Below are 22,848 nucleotides of genomic sequence, written 5' to 3' on the forward strand. Positions count from 1 at the left end.
TCTAGCCAGTGCAGATTTTCTCGCTTCGGATTGGCATACTCGCTTCCTTCTCAGTTGACCACTCTGAATTATGGCAGGCTTTATGCTTTGTTCATGGTATGGCAGGGGTGACTGGGCACTCCCTGTATCATAATGAAGTTCAAGGCACGAGAAGATACCATGACGTTTAAAACCGGTCGCCAACACTTAGCTGCAACTAAAAAACTGACTCTGGCTGAGCTGGAAGACAAGCTGCTCGAACACCAACAGTTGATCAACGCCATCGTGAAAGACAGCGGCATCTTATTGCCATCTCTGCTGCAAGGACCTGCCATCGCAGACGCCGTGGCTACTTGGTTTACTGCCGCTTTAAAATCCTATGCCAGCAAAGACTACCCAACTGCCGCTCAGCATTTTCGTCAGGCAGCCATGCTGGGTCATGCTAAAGCTCAGTATTATCTTGGATTAATGTTCGCAAAAGGTCTTGGTATGCCAGCCTCTATCAAACACGCTTATTGTTGGCTATTGCTGGCAGCCAAGCAGCGTGATCAATCCGCCCTGGCATTGGTTCGCACTTTACAGAGTAAAATGTCAGCGGACTTAGTGCAGCAAGCCACTGAATTGGCAGCCGAGCGTTTTGAATCCATCGAAGACAGAAAAAACGCCCTGAGCTAAAAAAATGCTTGATTTATCATCAACAGCAAACTACTGTATATGCATACACTGTATATAACAACAGTTAGGAGTTGGTATGAGTTCACCACAAAGCCGCAAGCAGACGTCAATGAATATTAGCAACCAACCCGGTTTGCATTATTGTCTGCCCTCAGCCGAGCAACAAGAAAGCCGTTATCTGCATGAACTGCTTCAACAGCAGCAGCACGCCAAAGGTTGGACCTTAATTCTGGCACCAGAAACTACGTCATTAAAAGTGTTGGCAGATATGGAGGTGTTTCAGCAAAGCCGTACTTTATTGATTCACCGCAAGCAAATTCAGGATTTAGCCGGCACCTTAAAAAAAGCCATCCTTGCTGGCACCTGCAGTTGCATTATCAACTTTGCTGAGCTGACTGATTTGCAACAAACACATGAGCTATCGCTACTGGCCGAGTCTTGCGGCTGTGCGGTATACTGCTTTACAACCAATACCAGCTGGTGCCATTAAGACGCAGCAGCCACTATACATAAAACATCTTCGAGCCAATGCATTGTTATTGTGGATCCGGACTTAGTTACAGCCATTGTTGTCAACCCTATCATAGCGGGCTGAGGCAAGCTGAAACCTGTGAACAGCTGATGCGCTCTCGCTATAGCGCTTTTTGCTTGAAAGAACTGCCCTATTTACAGCTCAGCTGTGTAGCAGAGCTGCAAGTGGAACAAAGCCCGGAACAGATGCGCGACTTTGTTAGCCAAGTTCATTTTGTACGACTACAGCTGCTGCCATTGCCGCACGTGGTTTTTTCCAACGATGAAGGCTACGTGCATTTTCAGGTGTGGTATCTGCTTGGCAATCAATTACACAGTTTTAGCGAGCTTTCTCATTTTGTCCGTCAGCAAGACCGATGGCTATACAGCAGCGGTGACGTTCGTGAACACGCAGCACAAAAAGTGGGCCGCAATGATCCCTGCCCCTGTGGCAGTGGCCGTAAATTTAAGGCCTGTCAGCCACATGTAGCTTCAGGTCATGCAGCGGCCTGAGTGTCCAATTGTTGCAACACCTCGTAGAGCGCTGTGGCATCTGTTTCTATTGGCTCTATCCCTTCCTGATACAGCCGACGCCGACTATGCAAGTCCAGGTTATCTGCCACCCGAGCATCCAACTTTTTCGCATCGTTTTTCAGTACCCAAGGCAAAGGGCTTAACTGTTGCTGCAGACGACTTTGCGCAAATCCCTGCTGCAAGGCATCGCTACACCGTTGACAGCTTTCCAGATCGCCATCTTGCCAGCTAAAAGGTCTTTGCTCACGCAAGCCTAAGCTTTGTCTAAGAGAGTGTTCAGGAGTGTCCAGCTGCTGTTGTCTCAATACAAAAGCAGCCTGCTCTTCGACGGCAGTCGATAACATTGCTCGCCATAAACGAAAGTCAGCAGGCTGCTGCTTTTGCAGCGCTTGATTCATTTTTGGACCAAGTTGCCACTCATGGATCAACATGGATTCAGTTCCAGGATTGCTCTTGCTGACTTTATCGGCAAACAAACAAATAAATAAAGGCCGCGCCTTTACATCAAGTTTTTTTTTGGTATTATGCAGGCCTTGTGTGGAGGGGTTCCCGAGTGGTCAAAGGGATCAGACTGTAAATCTGCCGGCTCAGCCTTCGAAGGTTCGAATCCTTCCCCCTCCACCACTTTCCTTCGTCACAATCGCTTTTTTCCTTGCTATCCCCCCTTATTTTACTGACACTTAATCTATGACACTTCAACACTGTTGTCTCAATGGATAGTAAAGCACTCGAAAACCTGCGGGTATTAATTGTCGATGATCAGCGTTCATTTCAGCTGATGTTTAAAGGTATTCTCTACTCGATGGGCGCTACCAATGTTGCCTTCGCACCAACCGGTGAACAGGCGTTGGCCAAGTGCATAAACATGGATTACGATGTGCTTTTTGTTGATTACCACTTGGGTACCGGCAAAAATGGCAAACAACTACTGGAAGATTTACGGGAAAAAAAACTGTTAAAGCCTGGCAGTATTTTTATGATCGTGACCAGCGAAAACACTGTCCCTATGGTCATGAGTGCCGTTGAGTTGGAACCTGATGATTACCTTATCAAACCCTTTTCACAGCGGGTACTCCGAAATCGCATCCAAAAAATTCAACAAAAAAAACATCAGCTAAAAGCGCTGTATCAAGCCATGCATGACGAACAGTATGAGCAGGTGATTGAACGCTGCCAACTTGAAATCAGTCAGGCAGGTCGCTACCAGCAATTTTGCAAGCGGGTGCTGGCGGAAACCCTCATTAAGCAGCAGCAGTTGGATACTGCTGAGCAGGTGCTTACGCAGAACCTGCTTCAACACCGAAGCGGCTGGGCCTTGGTACTGCAAGCGCATATCTGTTTTGAGCGCAAAGCCTTTGAGCAATGCCTGGCACTCTGTGAGGAGGCGCTGGAATCAAACCGCTATTTTGCCGAGGCGCTGGATCTAAAAGCAAAATGTTACATGGCGCTCAGCGCGCCGGAAGAGGCGCTCAAAGCCATTCAACAAGCAGCTGAAATAGCACCCCATTCGATTAAGCGCCAGTATCTGGTGATGGACATTGCTCGCGAATTGCATGACACCCCGCAGCAAGTAAGTGCCAGTAAACAATTGTATGAGATTACTCGACGTTCACTGAAGCAAGATGTTATTCATCTGCAAAACTACATTCGTACTGTGATTGAAGCCGCGATGGAAGCTGACGACCCGCAACTGAAAAATCGTTACCAACAAGAGACACTGATTGCTTTACAGCGCGCCAGGCTGGATGAAAGTATGATTCGCGACATCGACTTTGATCTCTTTGAAGTATTGTGTCAGGCCCGCCTGGAGTCATTAAGTGGTCAGCAGTTTCAAGCCAAGCGCACCTATGCTAGTGTCGCTGATTTACTGAATGAGCAAGAGCACAGTCTGGCCGATGCCGTTTTATTACTCAACCAAATTGGCGAGTACGAAGAGGCTGAAAGCTTAAAGCAGCAACTACCGGATAGCACCTTATCCAATCCAGTGTTAAATGCGATTCTACGAAGACAAACAGAAAGTACCGGAGAGCGCAGAGCACACTTTGCTGAGTACAACAAAGAAGGCATTCGGCTGTACAAAAGTGGTAACTACCATGAAGCCGCACGCCACTTTGAGCAAGCACTGGAACTAGCGCCGATGAATACTGGTGCTGCACTAAACTACATTCAGTCGCTGCTACAACTGCTCACCCAACACGCAAACAACCGTAGCAAGCCAGGTGATGCTTTTGAACGTTGCCGCAAGACATTTCGGGTGGTCGATCATATGCCTTTGCCAGAGCATCATCGCGTTCGTTACCAGGAGTTACTGGCCCGATTTGAAAAGTTCCGTAGTGAACTGCGACGCTAAGTTTTTGACTGTAACCGGTTGCATAACTCCTGAAACAAAGTACTTGCACCCAATCGCATAGTCTGAGGTTGTGCCTGACGTCCGGTAATACGCTCAAACTGCTGCATGATAGCCAGACCATGCTCAATCGTGCGTACACCACCAGAGGCTTTAAATCCTACCGGCCGATCTGCTCCTGCTATGACTGTTAACATCACTTCCGCCGCTTCATCGGTAAGGCCGACCGGCACTTTACCGGTAGAAGACTTCACAAAGTCAGCTCCACTATCGATCACTAACTCGGTTGCTTTGGCAACCTGCTGGCAGGTGATTAACTCACCGCTTTCAATAATTACTTTTAATAAGGCTGTGCCGCAAGCCTGACGTACATCAAGCAGAAAGCTTTTTACTCCGCCAATCCGGCCAGCCATCAGCTCTTGATAAGGTAGCACACAATCTATTTCATTTGCGCCAGAGGATAGAGCGGCAGCAATGTCAAGACATACCTGATCGGCACTTTGCTGACCAGTCGGGAAGTTCACTACCGTTGCAACTGCAACATTGGACGAAACCAGTGCTGGATAATTGGCTACCAAAGGTAAATATTCAGAATACAAGCAAATGGCAGCTGGTCGAAAACCAGATTCAGCTATTGGCAGCAGCCAGCGATGCATGTTTTCCTCGCTATCAGGCTGCTGTAAACGGGTAACATCCAGCAAAGACATCATTTGTGACAAGCGTTCAAAGGTAGTCATGTTTGGCCTTTTAATTTTTTTGTATCGATGGAATTTTTTTAAAAGATCACAGTCATAGTAAATAGCAGTGATGAGCCTATCTCTCCCAGGCATGGCTCCCACTTGTACTCATGTTTCGTCCTTGTGTTTGTCTTACCGGCCTTATTGGCCGGTTTTTTTTAACTCAATAGGCGAAGATGATGAAGTTTCAACCACTCTCTGGCAGCATCCACTTCAGAATAATGGCTGCGAACCAAATGCCAGAAATCAGCCGAGTGGTCCATCCACTTTAGGTGCGCCAATTCATGGACCAAAACATAATCAATCACCCAGGATGGCGCCTTCACCAGGTGCCAATTAAAGCCCAGCTCCTGATTGCTGTTGCAACATCCCCAACGCCGACGCCAGGATTTTACAAAGAAACGGCGGCATTGCAATTGCATTCGCTGTTGCCAATAAGCAAGTCGCTGCTCAATCCAACTCACAGCTTGCTGTTGATACCAGCTCGTTAACTGTTGTTGATAACTTTGCTCCCGCCTCTCCGGGCGAACTCTGGGGCCTGCATACAATAGCAATTGCTGACCATCAAATACAAAGCCAGAATGGCTTGCGGGCATACACTGAACAGGCACACGCTTACCAAGCAACCATAGCCCTTGCTCAGCGGTTTCTATCGCTAATAGCCGCAACTGTCGTTGTTGCCATTGCATTTGTTGCCGGATCCAGCCTCGCTTAAGACGAATAAAGGCATCGATCTCTGGCTGACGACAATAAGGGGTAGCGCGAACATAGAGTTCACCGGCTTTAACCTGAAGTGCCAATCGCTTTCGCCTTGGGCTTCGCACCAGCGTATAGTTCAGTTCGGTATCAAAGTTTTGCAGCATAAAGCCTGTTTGCTACGTTCATTTCAAGTGCAGCCAGCATAGGTATTTTTGGCACTCTGCTCAAGCTTTCATTCACCCCTGCTCTTTGCAATGGTAAGATCGACCACAGAACTTTTCAATCAACAGCAAAAGCGAATCAAGCATGAAGATTGTCTCATTTAATATCAATGGCATTAGAGCCCGGCTCCACCAACTTGAAGCACTGATCACAAAGCATCAGCCCGACTTGATAGGCCTGCAGGAAATCAAAGTTCACGATGATGAATTTCCGCTGAGAGCTATTGAAGACATGGGCTACCACGCTTACTACTTCGGCCAGAAAGGGCACTACGGCGTTGCAATTTTGAGCAAAACACCAGCACTTCAAGTACAGTATGGCTTTCCAACCGATGATGCGGATGCGCAACGTCGCATGGTCATTGCCCGCTTTGCTGTCAGTGATGGCCGTGAACTAACGCTGTTAAATGGTTACTTCCCTCAAGGAGAAAACCGCAGCCACCCGATAAAGTTCCCAGCCAAAGAAAAATTTTATGCCGATTTGCAAAACTATCTGGAAGCACACCACAGTTCGGATGAATTACTCGCTGTCATTGGTGACATCAACATTTCACCACAAGATCTCGACATAGGTATCGGAGAGGCCAACGCCAAACGCTGGTTACGTGAAGGGAAAACCTCTTTCCTGCCAGAGGAACGCGCCTGGCTGCAACGTCTTCAGGGTTGGGGGTTAACGGATACATTTCGGCAGCTATACCCGGAAAGCGGCGAGCAATATAGCTGGTTTGATTATCGCTCCAAAGGTTTTCTCGATAACAGAGGACTTCGCATAGATGTTGTGCTTGCCACGACTGCACTGAGCAGCTTGTTAACTGAATCCGGCATCGATTACGAGCTGCGAGGTATAGAAAAGCCATCGGATCATGCACCAGTCTGGTCCAGCTTTGCACTCTAGTTCCCATCCTGAAACGCCGTTGAATGAATTAGATTTTGTTCAGAGCATTTCCCGGATAAAAGCTTTATCGAGTTGACGATAGGCCTGCTGCAGCAGCCGGCCTAAATCGTAATAACACAGTACCTGACCAGTGTGCTGACTGATGGATGCTGCAGCAACTCCTTGCGACTGAAGTTGTTGCAGTATTTGTTGATACCAATGCCGCATGGCTGGTGGCAGCTGCTTTTCTGCACGAAGACCAAGTCGGTACCAGCCTTGCAATGGAATAGAAAGCAGCAACAGGCTCATTGCAATGATCAGAGGCAATTGTGAGCTGCCATGCCACCAGTAAAGGGATACAGCATTGAGCACGACAAACAACGGCATCACTTTTTGTGCCAACAAAGTAAGTAGTATTAGTCGGTTCTCTGGAAACACGCTGTTTAATTCGGGTTGGCAAGGCCATACTTTACCATAACGCACCCCCGCCTGAATGATACCGATTAACGATTGCGACATGGAGCACTCCCAGGACCAATTCAGCCAAATTCACCTTAGACTTTAGCACAATCTGCACAGAAATAGATCAGTAAAGCCAGCATATTCCTCTGTCAGCAAAGAGCTGATAAATCGGCAACGCGTTACCGATTATTCCTATCAAAGTCAATTAAAACAGCATGAAAAATGACTTTTAACGTGCAGTTAACTCGCTCAAGGTGCAAAAATCTCCTCAGAAAGTGAATTTATGGCATTTCAGGACCAAATTCACCTTATAAACAAACAGTCAAAAAATATGCCAACTAATATAAATGAATAAAATCAACTGATTATGGCAGTTAAACATAATTAAGCACAGAATTATCCACAGATTCTGTGGACAAGTTCAAGACTGTTTCCAGCTGGATTGCCTGCTGTCTGTCAGCATTTTATACAGCAAAAACACCAGCTTCATGATGATTTCATGCTTAGTTCATAAAAATATCATTTATTCCAACTTGAACTAGCCAATTACAAAGGATATGTGATGCATCAGGCCAACAATTTAGCTATGCTAATAATCAGATATGAAGCCACGACAACAATAGCATGCATCCTGATACCGACCAGGCCAGCAACAGATACCGCTTTGCCATCCAATCTCCTGCAGATGGTGTATTACAACCTCTGAGCCAGCACCCACGAGCTGCCATTCAACGGCTGGCGGGGCTTGGCTTTTGTTTGCAGGCGACTAGCCACTATCTGCTCAGCCCCTGTGCCGGAACTACGAGCGTGCATTTCTTGCCTCACCCATGCATTCGAGTGCGCCACAACAGCGGTTTGCAAGTAAGGGTCGATCTACCTCTGGCCTGGTTGGAGCGTTTAGGAGTTGGGCTTCGCTGGCAGCTTAATGAATATGCTGTAGCAGCAGGACAGCTATTGCTTGAAATTGACCCAGGCTATTTAAGCAGTAAACCTGTAATCAGCGTCGCTGTCTTCCCTCATCCAGCGGTTCGTGCCGAGCCGCAACATTTTGGTCAAACGGTACTGGCTAAAGAGCCGTGTTTTTTTATTCAAATGACAGGAAATAACCCATGATCACGCTGTACGGGATCCCTAATTGTGACACCATAAAAAAAGCCAGGCGCTGGCTGGAGCAGCAGCAAGAGCCCTACCAATTTATCGACTATCGGGAGCAGCCATTAGGCAAGGAACAACTGCAAGCGGCTATTGAAGAGCTGGGCTACGACAAAGTATTGAATAATCGAAGCACCACCTACCGCCAACTGCCTGCTACCGATAAAGATAAGCTTAATTCTAGCAAGGCCTTACAACTTTTGCTGCAACACCCCACGCTGATTAAGCGCCCTTTGCTGCATTGCTCGCTTGGGTACCGGGTTGGCTTTTCAGAAGCGAGTTATCAGCAACTTTTGGAGCAATTAGCATGAGCGAGCATAGCGCCGTTGTGAAACTGGCAATGGAGTTGATGGCAAGGCCATCCATTACCCCGGAAGATGCAGGTTGTCAGCAATTGATGGCAGAGCGTCTGGCACCGCTCGGCTTTGTCATCGAGTCTATGTTTTTTGAAGACACCTTGAATCTTTGGGCCCGCAAAGGCAGCGGTAAGCCGTTATTTTGTTTTGCCGGTCACACCGATGTGGTTCCGCCAGGTCCTGAGCAGCAGTGGCATACCCCGCCCTTTGAACCTACCCTTATAGATGGCACCCTCTATGGTAGGGGTGCTGCCGATATGAAAGGCAGCTTGGCAGCAATGATTGTGGCAACTGAGCGTTTCTTATCCCGCAACCCCCAATTAACCGGTGATATCGCCTTTTTAATTACCAGCGATGAAGAAGGACCTTTTATTAATGGTACCAAGCGCGTGATTGAAACCCTGGAAGCCAGGCAGGAAAAAATTCGCTGGTGTGTGGTAGGCGAGCCTTCCAGCAGTCGCCAGGTTGGCGATGTTATTAAAAATGGTCGTCGCGGTTCATTAAGCGGCACTTTATTGGTCAAGGGCGTACAGGGACATGTGGCCTACCCCCAGCTAGCCGACAACCCGGTTCATAAAGCAGCAGCTGCCCTGGCAGAGCTGGCTGCTCAAGAGTGGGATCACGGTAATGCCTTCTTTCCGGCCACCAGCTTTCAAATCTCCAATATCCATGCAGGCAGCGGCACCACCAATGTAATCCCGGGTGAACTACAGGTACTGTTTAATTTCCGTTTTAGCACTGAAGTGACGGCAGATCAGTTGCAACAGCAAGTTTATGCCATTTTGGATAAGCATGCGCTAAATTATCAGTTGGACTGGATACTAAACGGCGAGCCATTCTTAACCCAATCCGGTACCCTGCTGGAATCGGCCGTGCATGCTGTTCAACAGGTTCAGGGCTTTGCCCCCCGGCTTGAAACCAGTGGTGGCACCTCGGATGGCCGCTTTATCGCCCCAACCGGTGCTGAAGTTATCGAGCTGGGTCCGTGCAATGCCACCATTCACAAAGTAAACGAGTGCGTGCTGGCCGCCGATTTGGATCGGTTGGCCGAGATGTACGAGCAGATCTTAGAGCTCAGCCTGACATGAACCGTCTGCCGCTGACAGCGCAGCAGCTTACCGGACAAGCACAGAGCCATCTGGTTCAGCTTGACAGCGGTGAGCTGCTGCAAGCGGAAGCTGCCCATGCCTGGCAACAGCTTTGCCAACGGGCAGCCAGGGATGGCATCGAGCTGGCTGCAGTTTCCAGCTTTCGCAGCTTCGAGCGTCAGGCACTCATCTGGCAGCAAAAATGCAGTGGTGCCCGGCCGGTGCTGGATCAGCAACAACAAGCGTTGGCGATAGAGCAACTGGTGGGTTGGGAAAAGCTGGAAGCCATTTTGTTGTACAGCGCCCTGCCCGGCGCCAGCCGGCACCACTGGGGCACAGAGCTGGATGTTATCGATAAAGCGGCCCTGCCGGCAGATTATCAACTGCAGTTAGTTCCGGCGGAATACCAGGCGGGCGGAGTTTTTGCACACCTCGGCCACTGGTTAACACAGCACGCCACTGACGCAGGTTTTTTTCTGCCTTACCGTCAGTACCGTGGCGGTGTCGCTGCCGAGCCCTGGCATCTGAGTTATCAGCCACTGGCAGAGCGCTGTCTTGCGCAGTTCACCGTTGAGATGTTGCACCAAGCCCTGCTTGCCCAGCCCATTGCCGAGCAGCAACTGGTACTGGCCAACCTGCCTCAGATTTACCAACGGTATGTGCTGACCATCTGTGAGGCTGAATCATGAACTGGATGCTGCTAACTGCCCTGGCCCTTGCCTTTGGCCTGATCCTCGGCAATCTGATGCTAATTCGCTATCTGGATAAACTGCCAGGCAGCAAAGTTACCCCGAAAACCAAGCCGGATACTGGTAATGAGCCAGCAAAAGACATACAACATGCGGCGGCCAAGCAAGAAGAGCAAGCAAAGCCGCCATCAAAACCACCCGAAGCGTAAAGTTAAACTTAATTCCCAGCCAAAAAGCGCTGCAACTGGTCTTTTAAATTCGGCGGTACCCCACGAATGGTCAGGGTATCTTGCTGAGGATCGTACACCACCCGCTCACCCAGGTGCTTTTGCTCGAAACTGACACTGACGCCAGCACCAGCCCCGCTGAATTTCACCAGCGTTTTCAGGCTTTTCACTTCGACCGGAAACTGTTCTGCCACCGCCAGTTGTTGCTCGGCGCAGTAATGCAAAAAGCCGTGCTGATCGCTTGGATCCATCGCTTCGGACAGTTCTTTAAGCACCACATCCTGGCCCTGCTTGCTTTGTTCCTCACAGTACTGATACACCTGCTGACGGGCCTGGTTTTTCTCGGCCGGATCGAACTCGGCTGCCGCCAGGTATTCTTCCACTGAACTTAGCATCTGTTTGCTGTTTTCTTTGGCGTCAGTACCTTCCTCACAACCGAGAAAATCTAAAAAGAAATCAGCTACTTTGCGCCCAACCCGGCCACGAATAAAGGAAATTGCATGCGGATGATTGCGATTGAGCTGATACTCGGTCAAATCAATACGAGCAGCCAATTGCATACGTGCTATATCCAGATGCCTAGCTGCGGCCAGGTCCAGGTCGGCAGTAACGCTGAAATGCTCTTTACTGCCGAGCAGGCACAGTAACAGATAATCAGTAGCAAGATAACGATAATGGCTTATCAGCAAATAACCGGATTCCGCCAATTGGTGATCAGTCAGTTGCTTGACAAGCTCTGCTGTAGCCGTTTTGGCCAATTGCATAAAATCATCCGGCTGCTTCAACCAAAGCTCCATACTCTCTTGCAGCAAAGGCGATTTATCAGCACTGAAGCGGGCATAGCCTTTAGCCGGTTTGCCGTTGTACGACAGGTGCAACTGCTCCAGCAAATGGCAGACTTCTGTGTTGGTAGGGATTAAAGCCTGACGCTCCCGTATTTGAGGGGCTTGCTGCTCATCCAGCTCGAGATAATGAATGGTTAACTGGAACACATCGACCGACATAAATTTTCCTAATGTTGCGGATTTCTGTTACTATTCACACCAGATAAGCGGACTTTCCCGGTACTCCAATGCCCATTGTATCAAAGTATTCCTCGACGCAAATTGAAAATCTGGTCAATGCCCTGCTTGATGAGCTTCGCCAGCAACAAGCTACCACCGAGCTGAGCCTTATGTGCCTTGGTAACGCCGTCAGTCACATCGTCAATCAGAATGTGCCCACTGCCAAGCGTGCTGAACTGGTGCAACAGTTCTGTCTCGCGTTAACCGACAGTATCACCACCAAGGCCTGAACAACCGCTTATGGTGCTGGAACATAACCTATCGCTGGTCAATAAAGTAAACCGTCTACTTAGTTGGGGCCATTGGTTTACTTTTTTTAATATTTTGCTGGCTTTGGTGGTTACGGCCAGCTATTGGCTGGCTGAGCCCTTGCCGCAAACAGTCACAGGCTGGAGTTATTTATTAAGCAACTGGCTCGGTCATACCGCCTTTTTGTGCTTTTTGTTTTTTATTCTTACTATTTTCCCAATCAGTCTGCTGTTTCCTTCCCAAAGACATGTCCGTGGCCTTGGAGCCTTACTGGCTACACTGGCACTGGTATTACTCATCTTTGATGCCTATGTATACCGCAGCCTTGGTTATCACATCGGCAATACCTCCTGGCAGCAAACCATTGAGCTGATGCGTTCACAGATCGTCACCAACCTGCGAAACTTTGTACTCATCGTCAGCATTACAGCAACTGGTTTACTCGCATTGCAACTGACCCTGAGTAACTTTTGCTGGAAGAAAGTTGGCCGACTGCAGGCGACTCAGACAGGCCGGCCTATTTGGGTGTTTTTTGTAAGTTGCTTCATGCTGAGTCATTTGATCCATATCTGGGCCGATGCGCAACTCAATCAGGACGTTGTCCGCCAAGACAATGTGCTGCCACTGAGCTACCCCGCCACTGCTAAAAGCTTCTTAGCGAGGCATCGATTGCTGGACCGTCAAGAGCGTGCCAGCAGCCAACAACAACAATTGGATGCGTTGGATTACTTAACGCCAGTCTCTATGCAACTGCATTGTCAATCGCCAGCAGCCAGCAGCCAGCAGTTAACAGTGATTGTGATGCCTACGCTGAGCGGGGATGATAAACAGCATGTCTCTCAGTTGGGATTGCGACAACTAGCACCTCACTTTGCCCCTGTTCAGCGAGACGAAGCGCTAGGCCAATTGTTATTTGGTCAGTTTGTTGCAGCATCTGAAATCACAGCCCTGTTGGCCGAGCCACCTTTTTGGTTGCAGCAAGCTCCGGAGCGTTTTGGCATTGAAGTAACGCCTTCATTTCCAGCAGCACCGACTTGGCTCCATCACTATACACAGCCAGAAGCCCCCGTACAGCTGCAATTTATTGATGACATCACCTCTTTGAGCCTGCCGACAGGCCCTCTGTTGCTGGTTGAGCTAACCGCCAACCACAACCAATGGAAGATGGCGCCGGTAAACGCATGGTACCGCTGGCCTGCACTACGCCAACAAACCCAACCTGCTGCAACCTTACAGCTGGATGTATTACCTACCCTGCTCGCTTATGCGGGTTGTGTCACCGTACCAGCTTTAGCCGGCGATAACCTGTTGGCACCGCGCAACCTGCCTAAAATTGCCATTAGCCAGCACGAGGTTTATAGTTTTTATAAAGACAAACTGGTCATTATTCGTGAGGATAACAGCTTTGGTGTCTGGTCGGCGGCCACTGGCTTGCCACTAAACGAACGCTTTGATATGCCGATGCTGGTAGATGCGCTCCAGCGCTTGCCAGCACTAAACCACGACTAACTGCCCTGCTACCTTACTTACGATAACCACACTAGGAACCCTGATGCTGGCACTTGGAAAGATCAATCAGCTTGCGATTAAGAAAAAAGTAGATTTTGGTTATTTTTTGGATGGTCTTGAATGGGGCGAGATTTTGCTGCCAAAACGCTATGCCCCCGCTGAAGCAGAACTGGGTCAGCGGCTGGATGTGTTTTTGTACCTCGACTCCGAGGACCAGTTGATTGCGACTACAGAATTACCAAAAGTGCAGGTTGGTGAGTTCGCTTTGTTGCAAGCTGTCGATGTGAATCGCGTGGGTGCTTTTTTGCACTGGGGCCTCAGCAAAGATTTGTTGGTCCCCTATAGCGAACAACAAATTCCAATGCAAGCAGGAAAACGCTATCTGGTGCATTGTCTGGTGGATAAAAGCAACCGCATCATTGCCTCCAGTAAACTCGATAAGTTTCTGGACAAAACGCCGGCTAGCTATCAAGAAAAGCAAGCTGTCGATATCATCATCGCCAATCACACCGACTTGGGCTATAAAGCCATTATTAACCAGCAACACTGGGGTTTGTTGTTTAAAGATCAGCTGAAAGAGCGGCTCTACCCTGGCCAGCGTATGACGGCCTATATCCGACAAGTACGCAATGACGGTAAAATCGATTTAAGTTTAAATCCGATAGGTGCAGCCAAGGTAAAAGCACTGGAGCCCGCCATTCTTGAAGCTTTGCAGCAGGCTGGTGGCTTTTTACCCCTGCACGATAAAAGCAGTCCGGATGCAATTTATCAGCAGTTCTCTGCCAGTAAAAAAGCTTTTAAACAGGCTATAGGTAGCTTGTTTAAAGCAAAAAAAATCCGCATTGAAGTGGATGGTATTTATTTAGCCTGACTACGCCCGATAACCAGTTAACTAGTTAACCAGTCCAAAGCTTGCTCAGCGCTAAGTGGTTTGGCAAACAAGTAACCCTGACCATAGTCACAACCAAGACGATGCAGTACATGCTGTTGCTGCTGGGTTTCAATCCCTTCAGCAACGACCGACAACTGCAGCGTTTTTGCAAGCGCAATGATGGTATTGACGATAGGGTGGTCCTGCTCATCATCTTGCATATTATTAATAAAACTGCGATCTATCTTAAGAACATCCAGCCGGAACTCGCTAAGATAACTCAGACTTGAGTAACCAGTGCCAAAGTCATCCAGCAAAATACGAATCCCCAACTTGCGCAGTCGTTGCAGGCTATCTTTTGCCTGTAGCATATTCTCAATCAACGCCCGCTCCGTCAGCTCCAATGCCAGACAATAACAAGGGATGCCAAACTGCTGAATAAGCTCCTGCAACCAGGGAACAAAGCCAGCTTCAGACACGGTCGTACCACTCACATTGACACTGACATAAAACCTGTGGCCCGCTGCAAACCAATAGGCAGCTTGTCTTAACGCTTTGCGCAGTACATAGTGATCCAGGCGCACTATCAGACGGCTTTGTTCGGCAATAGGGATAAATAGATCCGGCATCACCATCCCCTGCTCTGGGTGTGGCCAGCGAACCAATGCTTCAAAGCCTTGGACTATATTTCCTTCCAGTGCCACGATCGGCTGGTAAACCAATTGAAGTTGGTTGTCATTTAAAGCTGTTTTCAGGGCCTGCTCAATATTCCAGCCTGGTATTTCATCAGCCTGCATGCTCTCATCATAAACCCGGTAGATACCACGACCATCTTTTTTAGCTTGGTACATGGCAATATCAGCACGGCGGATCAATTCATCCGGGATCAAACCAGGTGCATCCAATTGACAGAAACTAATGCCAATGCTGGTTGATGCCAATAATGCCTGGCCATTGACTTCAACCGGGCGTTGCAGTGATAGCAGAATACGCTGCGCCACCTCTTCTATGGTCGCTAACTCATCTACATCTTCAAGCAAAATCGCAAACTCATCACCACCAAGCCGAGCCAAAGTATCACTTTGCCGCATGCACTGCTTTAATTGCTTGCCTACCGCGACCAGAAAAGCATCACCAACGGCATGGCCATGGGTATCATTGACGGCTTTAAACTTATCCAAGTCCAAATACATCACAGCCAACTGCTGTTCAGGAAAGCGTTGCATCCGCAAAAAAGCATGGTGTACCCGGTCTAAAAACAAAGCTCTGTTGGGTAAACCGGTCAAACTGTCATGCAACGCCTGATGTTGTAACTTACGCTCAGAAAAAACACGCTCCAATGCATTAGAGATATGCTGAGCCACAAAGGTCAACAACTCTAGATCATTGGGCTCGTAATGGATTTGTTCAATATAACTTTGCACTACAACGACACCGTGCACTGAGTCGCCAGAATGAAATGGCACGCCCAGCCAGCACTCGGGAGTTTCACCATAGACTTTCAAATTTTTTTGTTGGTATAAATCATTCAGCTGTTCCCGGTTGACCAGCAAGGGACGATCCGTTCTAAACACGTAGCCCGTCAGACTGTTTTTCAGAATTTCTTTCGGATACACCTGCTCTGGCTTCTCATCCCCACGTGTATCCACAAAATATGGAAAATACAGATGTTCTTTGTCTTCATCGTACAGAGCAATAAAAAAGTTGGGTGCATATATCAGGGCACTTACCACTTGGTGCACATGGGTATAAAACTCGGATAAGTCATCGGCAAAATAGGCAAATGAAGCTATTTCATAGAGGGATTTTTGAAGTTTTTCGGCGTATTCTAATTTCTCTACCGACTCTTCGAGCTGAGACAAGGTTTGCAGCCACCGCAGTTTGCTGGCCAGAATTGAAGCAACCTGCTCCAGCAATTGCTGATGCTGTTTAGTAAAATAACCTGTTTGATGGTGCTCACAATCAATGACCGCGAGCACCTCACCCGTGTCAATTACTGGGACAGCCAATTCAGACAGACTATGAGCCACATCCATCAGATAATACGTACATTGGCGAGTATCTTCTACCAGTAAACTCTGACGCTGACTGGCACAATGACCTACGATACCTTGATCAAGCAACAATGCACTGTAGCCTATCCCATCCAAAAGATTACGCGAACCAGCGGCCGAAAAACGCAATAGTTGTTGATGATCTGCATCCATCAAAAAGATAGCGCAATCTTCAAATCCAAGCATGGAAGCCAGTGTACTGGCAACATAGTCAGTAACCGCTTTCACATCGTTCAACTGGTGCAGCTCGGTTGCCAGCTGATTAATAATGCGCAGCTCATGGTTCTGTTCAGTTAACAAAGCTAGCTTTGTTTCCAACCTGCTGGTATCCACAGCATCAGGGTTGCGCTTACTCATAATTACAGGGACGTCATTCGCCATTTCATTATTCTTTGTCTCGCTTATAGCACAGAATAATGCCCCAGCACCAGCGTAAAACTCAGCCAAGGAAAGAGATGATGAATTCGTCAGCAACCAGAGCTTCAGGCTACCGGTTGAAAAGCTGAGCGGTTATTTGGTTTGGCCAATACCAAATGAACTGTGCTGGTAGCGCGCTCTAAAAAACCGCCTTCGCAATAACATAAGTAGTAATGCCATAAACGGATAAACTCATGATCATACCCAAGCTTTAGAATCTCATCTTTCTGCAGCAAAAAACGCTCACACCAATGACGCAGCGTTTTGGCATAATCAAACCCAATATCCTGTAGCTGACGAATGACCAGGTCTGTCCCTTTGGTCACCGCTTCAGACATTCGATGGATGGATGGAAGACAGCCGCCAGGAAAAATATAACGCTTGATAAAATCTACTTCCCGAACATACTGTTTGTAGCGCTGATCAACCATGGTAATAGCTTGCAACACCATAATTCCATTTGGCTTTAGCAAGGAAGAACACACCTTGAAGTAGGTGTCCAGATAATCATCACCAACGGCTTCGATCATTTCTATCGAGACCAGCTTGTCGAAGCTACCGGTCAGATCACGGTAATCCTGTAACAAAAGGGTGATTCTATCTTCTAAGCCAGCAGCAGCAACCTGGGCTGTAGCATAGTCGTATTGTTGCTGAGAAATCGTGGTAGTTGTTACCTTACAACCATAATGCTGCGCAGCATAAATTGCCATGCTGCCCCAGCCGGTACCGATTTCCAATAAGTGATCATCGGAGTTCAGCTGCAATCGTTGACACAATAATTCCAGTTTGTGTTGCTGCGCTTGTTCAAGGCTTGCATGCTGGTTTGGGTAAACTGCGCTGGAGTACATCATGCTTTCATCCAGAAATAATCTGTACATAGCGTTGCCCAAATCATAATGTGCTGAAATATTTTTACGTGCTTGCGACTTGGAGTTGGCATTTTGCCAATTCAGTAGTTTAAGCCATGGCCGGCTTAAGCGGGCCCAGGTGGAGTCCATTTGATCCAGCAAGCTAAGATTGCGGGCAAAAATCCGCACCAGATCAGTAAGCTCATCGCAAGTCCAACATCCTTCTACAAAGGCTTCAGCGGCACCTATGGAGCCACTGCTTACCATTTTGCGGTAAAAGGTTGGGTCTTCAACCCGGATAGTAACCTGTAGATCAGCAGCTTTATCTCCAAACTCAAGCAGCTGTTGGCCTTCAAAGACCCTGATATAGCCGTGCTGCAACTTGGCTATAAAGTTAAGCACAAAGCGACGGCTAAATTTATCAAACCAGCTCAACTTGTTTTCAACCGAGTTTTCTGTCAACGACATCGTCATTGGCACTATCCTTTTTTGCTATGGGCATAGACCGGGTTTCGTTTCAGAAACAACGTGAGGGCATGCCAGTAAATTCTTATCTTAACCAGTACGTTAGGCCATGGATTGTGGATCAGCAGTTGCTTCATAGCCGGTACACTCAACGTTTGGCGCGTCAATGTCATCCAAGCACTGAACACCTGCTGCTCATTCTTGTAATTGCTAATACTGCATACCAACTGCTCTGCCGGTGCATTGATTCGCCAGCGATATTGCATCGACAAAGGATTAAAAGGGGAAACATGAAAGGCTTTTTCATGGCGAAACTCACCGTCTTCAAGCATCGGTATGAGATAGTGATGACGTTCATTCCAGGGTGTATTACTGACCTCAGCCAAAAGGTAGTGGAGTTGATTTTCCTGCCCATAGCAATAATACAACGTTAAAGGGCTGAAATAATGGCCCCAGTTGGCCAATGGGCTAAGCAGATACACGTCTTCAATGGGAAGCTCGCCGCCAAGCTGTTGTACCTTGTCACACACAGCTTGCTGTAAACAAGCTGCGCCGGGTAAATAATCCTTACGCCGATAACTAAATGCGGCAAAGCCTTCGTATTTAAGCAACCAACTGTGCCCAATGGCTGGCAGCTGACGGCAATTTAACCAAAAGTAATGCAGCCGATAACCAAAACCATGTGGACCTGGTGCAAAGCGTTGATGCCCGAGTACCCCTTGGTATAGGGCATGACCAGACTCATTCGTCACCAAATGCAACTCCAAGTGCCCGTGCTACATCAACCGCACTTCGCACACCGTCTTCATGAAAGCCATTGTACCAATAAGCACCACAAAACCAGCTTCTATTCTGTCCATTAATTTCTGCACGCCGTTGCTGCGCATCCATGCTGTAGCTGTTAAAAACAGGATGGGCGTAGTGAAAGCGATGCAGAATACGATCAGTGGCTATCGCTGCGGTGTTGTTTAATGTAACGCATACCGTTTGTTCCGACTCCAGTTGCTGCAAAATATTCATGTTGTAAGTCAAAGTTGCTTTTTCGTTGGCATCGGCTGATAAATTGTAGTTCCAGGCAGCCCAGGCAGCGCGACGTTTTGGTAATAAGGAGCTGTCGGTATGCAGCACCACCTCGTTGCTCTGATAAGGGATAGCCCCAAGGATCGATTGCTCGGCCGGACTGGCATCGGACAATAACTTGAGTGCCTGATCGCTGTGGCAGGCAAACACGACTTGGTCAAAGTGCTCAATCGAACCATCCGGCAAGGTAAGCTCCACACCACTACCGATGCGTCGTACGGACTTTATCGGGCTATTTAGTCGAATGCGGTCTGTGGGTACCTGTTGCTGAAGGCGGCGAACATACTCACGCGAACCACCACAAATTACGGACCACTGAGGCCGATCACTCACATTCAGTAGACCATGATTGTTGAAAAAGCGCAAAAAGAACCGCATTGGAAATGAGGGCATATCGGCCAGGCCGGACGACCAAATAGCCGCTCCCATAGGCAACAAGTAATGCTCTTGAACTGCCTGACCAAATCGATGCTTAGCAAGGAAGTCTCCCAATGTGAGATCCAGATCATCATGCTCTTCGGCAAGTAGCTTTTTTCCAAGTTTATTAAACCGAACAATGTCCAACAACATGCCCCAAAACGCAGGTCGAAGTAAGTTGCGTTTTTGTGCGAACAAAGTCGCAAAGCTATTGCCGTTGTATTCAAGTCCTGACTGCTCATGCTTCACAGAAAAACTCATTTCAGTCGGTTGGAATGGCACTGCCAACTCCGCCAAAAAACGGTTAAATAAAGGATAAGTCCAGTTGTTAAACACGATAAAACCGGTATCGACTGCCAGCTTTTTTCCAGCTAATTCTATATCAACCGTGGCCGTGTGACCTCCGAGGTAATCGTTGGCTTCGAACAAGACTACCTGATGCTGACGTTGCAGCAAATACAACGACATCATACCTGCGATGCCACCACCAATAACCGCAATTTTCATAGGGTTCCTTTCAGGCTTGCGCCATCCTCTGTTTTACTTGTCTGGTTGCCCAGCCGATGACCGGTAAATGCTGGTACACCAGCTCGGTTAAATCGTAATAATCACGATGGCATATAATGCGTCCATCTGCGTGCCAATGCAGTTCTGAGCACCCCTCTAACTGAACTTTTTTTCCTTTGCTAATGGCCTGGTGAGCAAAGATCATCTGCCAACTGATAAAGCCACACTCGCCTTGCTCCGATTGCGCTTTGCGCTCAAACTGACAATAGCTTAAACGAGCATAGGCATGTTCAAAATAGCGCTGAAGGGCGTCACTGCCTCGCACTTCGTGCACAGGATCGATAAAGCGAATATCCGGATGATAAAGTTCCGTCAACCGGTGTAGCTCCTTGTTAGTAAGTCCATTGTAAAAATCTAAAAACGTATCAAGTCGACTCATCTGATTTTTCACCTTGCTGTCTGGCATGCCGGAACAACTCCAGCGTCACTTGCCTTGCTTTGGCATGATCCACCACGGCTCCAGGGTATTCTTTGCTCATTGGCAATTTATGCGGCCAATGGATGTGTTGATTCGGAAGCCTGGCAAGCTCTGGCACCCAGTTACGGATAAAGATGCCATCAGGATCAAAGCGCTCGCTCTGGGTAACCGGATTAAAAATTCGAAAATAAGGCGCAGCATCGGTGCCGGTCGAAGCAGCCCACTGCCATCCCCCATTGTTGGCGGCAAAATCACCATCAATCAGGCGGCTCATAAAATAACGCTCGCCCCAGCGCCAGTCGATGTGTAAATCTTTCACTAAGAAGCTGGCAACCACCATGCGCAATCGATTGTGCATCCAGCCGGTTTGATTTAACTGCCGCATAGCCGCATCGACCAGTGGATAGCCTGTTGTACCATCACACCAGGCTTGAAACAGGGTTTCATCATTGTGCCAGCGAATGGCTGCCGTGTCGGTCTGAAACGGCTGATGCTTGATTAAATCAGGCCAAGCCACCAGCACGTGCTTGTAAAAATCACGCCAAATTAACTCCGATAGCCAGACTGAAGCGCCTGAGTTTGCCTGTTGCAGATCAGCACCTGCTTCAACTTGCAAGCGTGCAATGCATTGCCGCACCGAAATAGCGCCAATAGCCAGATAAGGTGAAAGCCGTGAAGTAGCATCCAATGCGGGCAGATCACGCAGTTTTTGGTAATCCTGTACCTGCTGCTGACAAAAATGGCGCAACTGCTGCATTACATCATCCTGCTGCACAGGCCAATCCGCTGAACTGTTATTCCCACCCTGCATCGGTGTTACCAGGGGTAAATCAAGCACAACGGGTGCTTGGGGTTTCGGTTTAGCAAGCACCTGCACACCTTGCTCAGCAAAACGTTGCAACCAGCGTTTTTTAAAAGGAGTGTAGACCTGATACATGGCGCCACTGCCATTGACAAAACTGCCCGGAACAAAGACACATTGCCGATCGCATTGCCACCAAGCCACACCGCGCACAGCAAGCCAGTCTTTGAGCACCTGATCGCGACGACGCTCGCGGAGTTCGTACTCTACCTCCGTATACACCCTTGCTATACCAAGCGGCAACAGTTGTTCAAACACCGATTGCACATCTTGATAGCTATTGCCTTCTACCAGCAGTAAAGGGACATTCAGCCCAGCCAGCTCTTGCTGCAGAGCCTGCACACGGCGCCGAATCAGATCCTGCTTCACCGGCGCCATATCATGCTGGTACCAGCTTTGACGAAAAGCAACAAACAAAGCAATAGTAGGGCCTTGGGCCATGGCCTCGGTCAAGGCGGCGTTATCATACACTCGTAAATCGGAACGGAACCAGACTAACTGCACTACTGGCACTGTCTTACCCCCTCAGTCCCAAAGCTTCCGGATAAGGCTGCAAGTAGGTTTGCGCAGCCAGGTATGGGTGTTCAAAACGCGATAAATGATGCTGCAATAAAGTTAGTGGAGCCATCAGTGGCAGATGACCCAGCCGGAAGCGATCAATCAAACTACTGAGCTCCTGCCGCTCTTTTGCCGTTAAATGCTTTTTAAAAAAGCCCTGCAAATGCTGTAATACATTGGCATGCGTTTTGCGACTGCATGGTTGTTTCAATGCTTGCATCAACTCCAGCAAGTAACGTTGCTGCAGCTCTTTTGCATCAAACAGTTTGGCTTGTGCTACCAGCCGTCCCAGTTGACGATATGCCGTTGGGCTATGCGCCATCACGAGAAACTTGTATCGGCTATGAAAAGCCACCAGCCCACCAACACTAAAGCCATCACGACACAGTTGCTGATAGTCGTGACAGGCAAAAATGCGGGTAATAAAGCTCTCCCGCAACTCAGCGTCATGCAAACGTCCATCCTCTTCCACCGGCAGCCAGGGGTATTTGTGCATTAATTCACGGGTGAATAAGCCGACACCAGCTTTTCCCAATTGATGGCCTTGCTCATTGAACAAACGTACCCGCTCCATGCCGCAACTGGGCGATTTTGCACAGACAACAAAACCTGATAGTTGCTCCATGGTGGGTAACACCTGCGCGGTATAATCAAGCATCGCCTGCGTATGGTCCTGACTGGCGTCTTTCACCTGCACCAGATGAATGTCGCCATGATCTTTTTTCAGCAACCGGATCGGTGGCCGTGGAGTCCCCAGACCAATGGCATTCTCCGGACAGACAGCATGGTAGCGCACAAAGGGTTGTAATCGACTAAGGCAGAACTCAGAAGCCTTGTGGCCTCCATCGTAGCGTACTTTTTGCCCCAACAGACAGGCACTGATGCCAATGGTTAATTGCATGCAAGATTCTCACAGAGC

At 48.4% G+C, this 22,848-nt stretch carries 25 protein-coding genes and 1 tRNA gene; 14 read left to right on the forward strand and 12 right to left on the reverse strand.

What is annotated here, in order from left to right; genetic code table 11:
• Positions 1-159: 159 nt before the first annotated feature.
• From BLW37_RS06670 to BLW37_RS06680, 3 genes are all read left to right on the forward strand, one after another.
• A complete protein-coding gene (locus tag BLW37_RS06670) occupies positions 160-654 on the forward strand; it encodes a tetratricopeptide repeat protein (RefSeq protein WP_139243672.1) in 495 nt (164 codons plus the stop codon).
• 76 nt (positions 655-730) lie between these two features.
• Complete coding sequence (locus tag BLW37_RS06675; RefSeq protein ID WP_139243673.1) at positions 731-1,144, forward strand: hypothetical protein; 414 nt, start codon at positions 731-733, stop codon at positions 1,142-1,144.
• Positions 1,145-1,182: 38 nt separating this feature from the next.
• Positions 1,183-1,677 (forward strand): YchJ family protein, encoded by a 495-nt coding sequence (locus BLW37_RS06680; protein ID WP_091341239.1) that lies wholly within the window; start codon positions 1,183-1,185, stop codon positions 1,675-1,677.
• On the opposite strand, the gene BLW37_RS06685 is transcribed toward BLW37_RS06680, so the two are convergent.
• Positions 1,662-2,129, reverse strand: a complete 468-nt coding sequence (locus BLW37_RS06685; protein WP_091341240.1) for a VC2046/SO_2500 family protein — start codon at positions 2,127-2,129, stop codon at positions 1,662-1,664. The two genes, BLW37_RS06680 and BLW37_RS06685, sit on opposite strands and share 16 nt — an antisense overlap.
• Positions 2,130-2,237: 108 nt before the next feature.
• Between BLW37_RS06685 and BLW37_RS06690 the strand changes: the two genes are divergently transcribed.
• Both BLW37_RS06690 and BLW37_RS06695 read left to right on the forward strand, forming a co-directional pair.
• Positions 2,238-2,322 (forward strand) — tRNA-Tyr (locus BLW37_RS06690).
• A gap of 88 nt (positions 2,323-2,410) precedes the next feature.
• Positions 2,411-4,048 (forward strand): tetratricopeptide repeat-containing response regulator, encoded by a 1,638-nt coding sequence (locus tag BLW37_RS06695; RefSeq protein WP_091341241.1) that lies wholly within the window; start codon positions 2,411-2,413, stop codon positions 4,046-4,048.
• Here BLW37_RS06695 and deoC read toward each other — a convergent pair.
• Positions 4,045-4,782: a deoxyribose-phosphate aldolase gene (gene deoC / locus BLW37_RS06700; RefSeq protein ID WP_091341242.1), complete on the reverse strand. Its 738-nt coding sequence runs from the start codon at positions 4,780-4,782 to the stop codon at positions 4,045-4,047. The genes BLW37_RS06695 and deoC overlap by 4 nt on opposite strands.
• Before the next feature lie 158 nt (positions 4,783-4,940).
• On the reverse strand, positions 4,941-5,645 hold the full coding sequence (locus tag BLW37_RS06705) for a M48 family metallopeptidase (protein ID WP_091341243.1): 705 nt from the start codon (positions 5,643-5,645) through the stop codon (positions 4,941-4,943).
• Positions 5,646-5,787: 142 nt separating this feature from the next.
• On the opposite strand from BLW37_RS06705, the gene xthA reads away from it, so the two are divergent.
• The gene (gene xthA, locus BLW37_RS06710; protein ID WP_091341244.1) at positions 5,788-6,597 is read left to right on the forward strand and encodes an exodeoxyribonuclease III; all 810 of its coding nucleotides are present in this window, start codon (positions 5,788-5,790) and stop codon (positions 6,595-6,597) included.
• Between the two features lie 39 nt (positions 6,598-6,636).
• On the opposite strand, the gene yfbV is transcribed toward xthA, so the two are convergent.
• Positions 6,637-7,095 carry a terminus macrodomain insulation protein YfbV gene (gene yfbV, locus BLW37_RS06715; RefSeq protein ID WP_091341247.1) on the reverse strand — a complete coding sequence of 153 codons (459 nt, stop codon included), beginning with the start codon at positions 7,093-7,095 and terminating at the stop codon, positions 6,637-6,639.
• Between the two features lie 567 nt (positions 7,096-7,662).
• On the opposite strand from yfbV, the gene BLW37_RS06720 reads away from it, so the two are divergent.
• From BLW37_RS06720 to BLW37_RS06740, 5 genes are read left to right on the forward strand one after another with little or no spacing between them, the layout of a single operon-like run.
• The gene (locus BLW37_RS06720; RefSeq protein WP_091341249.1) at positions 7,663-8,151 is read left to right on the forward strand and encodes a PTS glucose transporter subunit IIA; all 489 of its coding nucleotides are present in this window, start codon (positions 7,663-7,665) and stop codon (positions 8,149-8,151) included.
• The gene (locus tag BLW37_RS06725; RefSeq protein ID WP_091341251.1) at positions 8,148-8,501 is read left to right on the forward strand and encodes an ArsC family reductase; all 354 of its coding nucleotides are present in this window, start codon (positions 8,148-8,150) and stop codon (positions 8,499-8,501) included. Before BLW37_RS06720 ends, BLW37_RS06725 begins: the two co-directional genes overlap by 4 nt.
• Positions 8,498-9,634: a succinyl-diaminopimelate desuccinylase gene (dapE, locus tag BLW37_RS06730; protein WP_091341253.1), complete on the forward strand. Its 1,137-nt coding sequence runs from the start codon at positions 8,498-8,500 to the stop codon at positions 9,632-9,634. The genes BLW37_RS06725 and dapE overlap by 4 nt, the downstream gene beginning before the upstream one ends.
• Positions 9,631-10,323: a M15 family metallopeptidase gene (locus tag BLW37_RS06735; RefSeq protein ID WP_091341255.1), complete on the forward strand. Its 693-nt coding sequence runs from the start codon at positions 9,631-9,633 to the stop codon at positions 10,321-10,323. Before dapE ends, BLW37_RS06735 begins: the two co-directional genes overlap by 4 nt.
• On the forward strand, positions 10,320-10,532 hold the full coding sequence (locus tag BLW37_RS06740; RefSeq protein WP_091341257.1) for a hypothetical protein: 213 nt from the start codon (positions 10,320-10,322) through the stop codon (positions 10,530-10,532). The genes BLW37_RS06735 and BLW37_RS06740 overlap by 4 nt, the downstream gene beginning before the upstream one ends.
• A gap of 8 nt (positions 10,533-10,540) precedes the next feature.
• Here the strand turns inward: BLW37_RS06740 and yejK are convergent, their stop codons facing one another.
• A complete protein-coding gene (gene yejK, locus BLW37_RS06745) occupies positions 10,541-11,554 on the reverse strand; it encodes a nucleoid-associated protein YejK (protein ID WP_091341259.1) in 1,014 nt (337 codons plus the stop codon).
• 68 nt (positions 11,555-11,622) lie between these two features.
• On the opposite strand from yejK, the gene BLW37_RS06750 reads away from it, so the two are divergent.
• From BLW37_RS06750 to BLW37_RS06760, 3 genes are read left to right on the forward strand one after another with little or no spacing between them, the layout of a single operon-like run.
• Positions 11,623-11,844 (forward strand): YejL family protein, encoded by a 222-nt coding sequence (locus tag BLW37_RS06750; protein WP_091341262.1) that lies wholly within the window; start codon positions 11,623-11,625, stop codon positions 11,842-11,844.
• A 10-nt stretch (positions 11,845-11,854) separates the two neighbouring features.
• The gene (locus tag BLW37_RS06755; RefSeq protein ID WP_091341264.1) at positions 11,855-13,372 is read left to right on the forward strand and encodes a DUF3413 domain-containing protein; all 1,518 of its coding nucleotides are present in this window, start codon (positions 11,855-11,857) and stop codon (positions 13,370-13,372) included.
• A gap of 43 nt (positions 13,373-13,415) precedes the next feature.
• Complete coding sequence (locus BLW37_RS06760; protein ID WP_091341266.1) at positions 13,416-14,243, forward strand: CvfB family protein; 828 nt, start codon at positions 13,416-13,418, stop codon at positions 14,241-14,243.
• A gap of 17 nt (positions 14,244-14,260) precedes the next feature.
• Here the strand turns inward: BLW37_RS06760 and BLW37_RS06765 are convergent, their stop codons facing one another.
• The 7 genes from BLW37_RS06765 to BLW37_RS06795 form a co-directional block, all read right to left on the reverse strand.
• Positions 14,261-16,678: an EAL domain-containing protein gene (locus tag BLW37_RS06765; protein WP_091341267.1), complete on the reverse strand. Its 2,418-nt coding sequence runs from the start codon at positions 16,676-16,678 to the stop codon at positions 14,261-14,263.
• 101 nt (positions 16,679-16,779) lie between these two features.
• The gene (locus BLW37_RS06770) at positions 16,780-18,036 is read right to left on the reverse strand and encodes an SAM-dependent methyltransferase (protein WP_091341270.1); all 1,257 of its coding nucleotides are present in this window, start codon (positions 18,034-18,036) and stop codon (positions 16,780-16,782) included.
• A 5-nt stretch (positions 18,037-18,041) separates the two neighbouring features.
• A complete protein-coding gene (locus tag BLW37_RS06775; protein ID WP_091341998.1) occupies positions 18,042-18,779 on the reverse strand; it encodes a DUF1365 domain-containing protein in 738 nt (245 codons plus the stop codon).
• Entirely contained in the window at positions 18,769-20,031 is a 1,263-nt protein-coding gene (locus tag BLW37_RS06780) for an NAD(P)/FAD-dependent oxidoreductase (protein WP_091341284.1), read from the reverse strand. Before BLW37_RS06780 ends, BLW37_RS06775 begins: the two co-directional genes overlap by 11 nt.
• 10 nt (positions 20,032-20,041) lie before the next feature.
• Positions 20,042-20,497 (reverse strand): nuclear transport factor 2 family protein, encoded by a 456-nt coding sequence (locus tag BLW37_RS06785; protein WP_342744202.1) that lies wholly within the window; start codon positions 20,495-20,497, stop codon positions 20,042-20,044.
• Positions 20,457-21,875, reverse strand: a complete 1,419-nt coding sequence (phrB, locus tag BLW37_RS06790) for a deoxyribodipyrimidine photo-lyase (protein ID WP_091342000.1) — start codon at positions 21,873-21,875, stop codon at positions 20,457-20,459. Before phrB ends, BLW37_RS06785 begins: the two co-directional genes overlap by 41 nt.
• Positions 21,876-21,888: 13 nt before the next feature.
• Positions 21,889-22,830 (reverse strand): YbgA family protein, encoded by a 942-nt coding sequence (locus BLW37_RS06795; RefSeq protein WP_091341291.1) that lies wholly within the window; start codon positions 22,828-22,830, stop codon positions 21,889-21,891.
• Between the last annotated feature and the right edge of the window lie 18 nt (positions 22,831-22,848).

Source organism: Alkalimonas amylolytica (assembly GCF_900107845.1).
Lineage (GTDB): Bacteria > Pseudomonadota > Gammaproteobacteria > Enterobacterales > Alteromonadaceae > Alkalimonas > Alkalimonas amylolytica.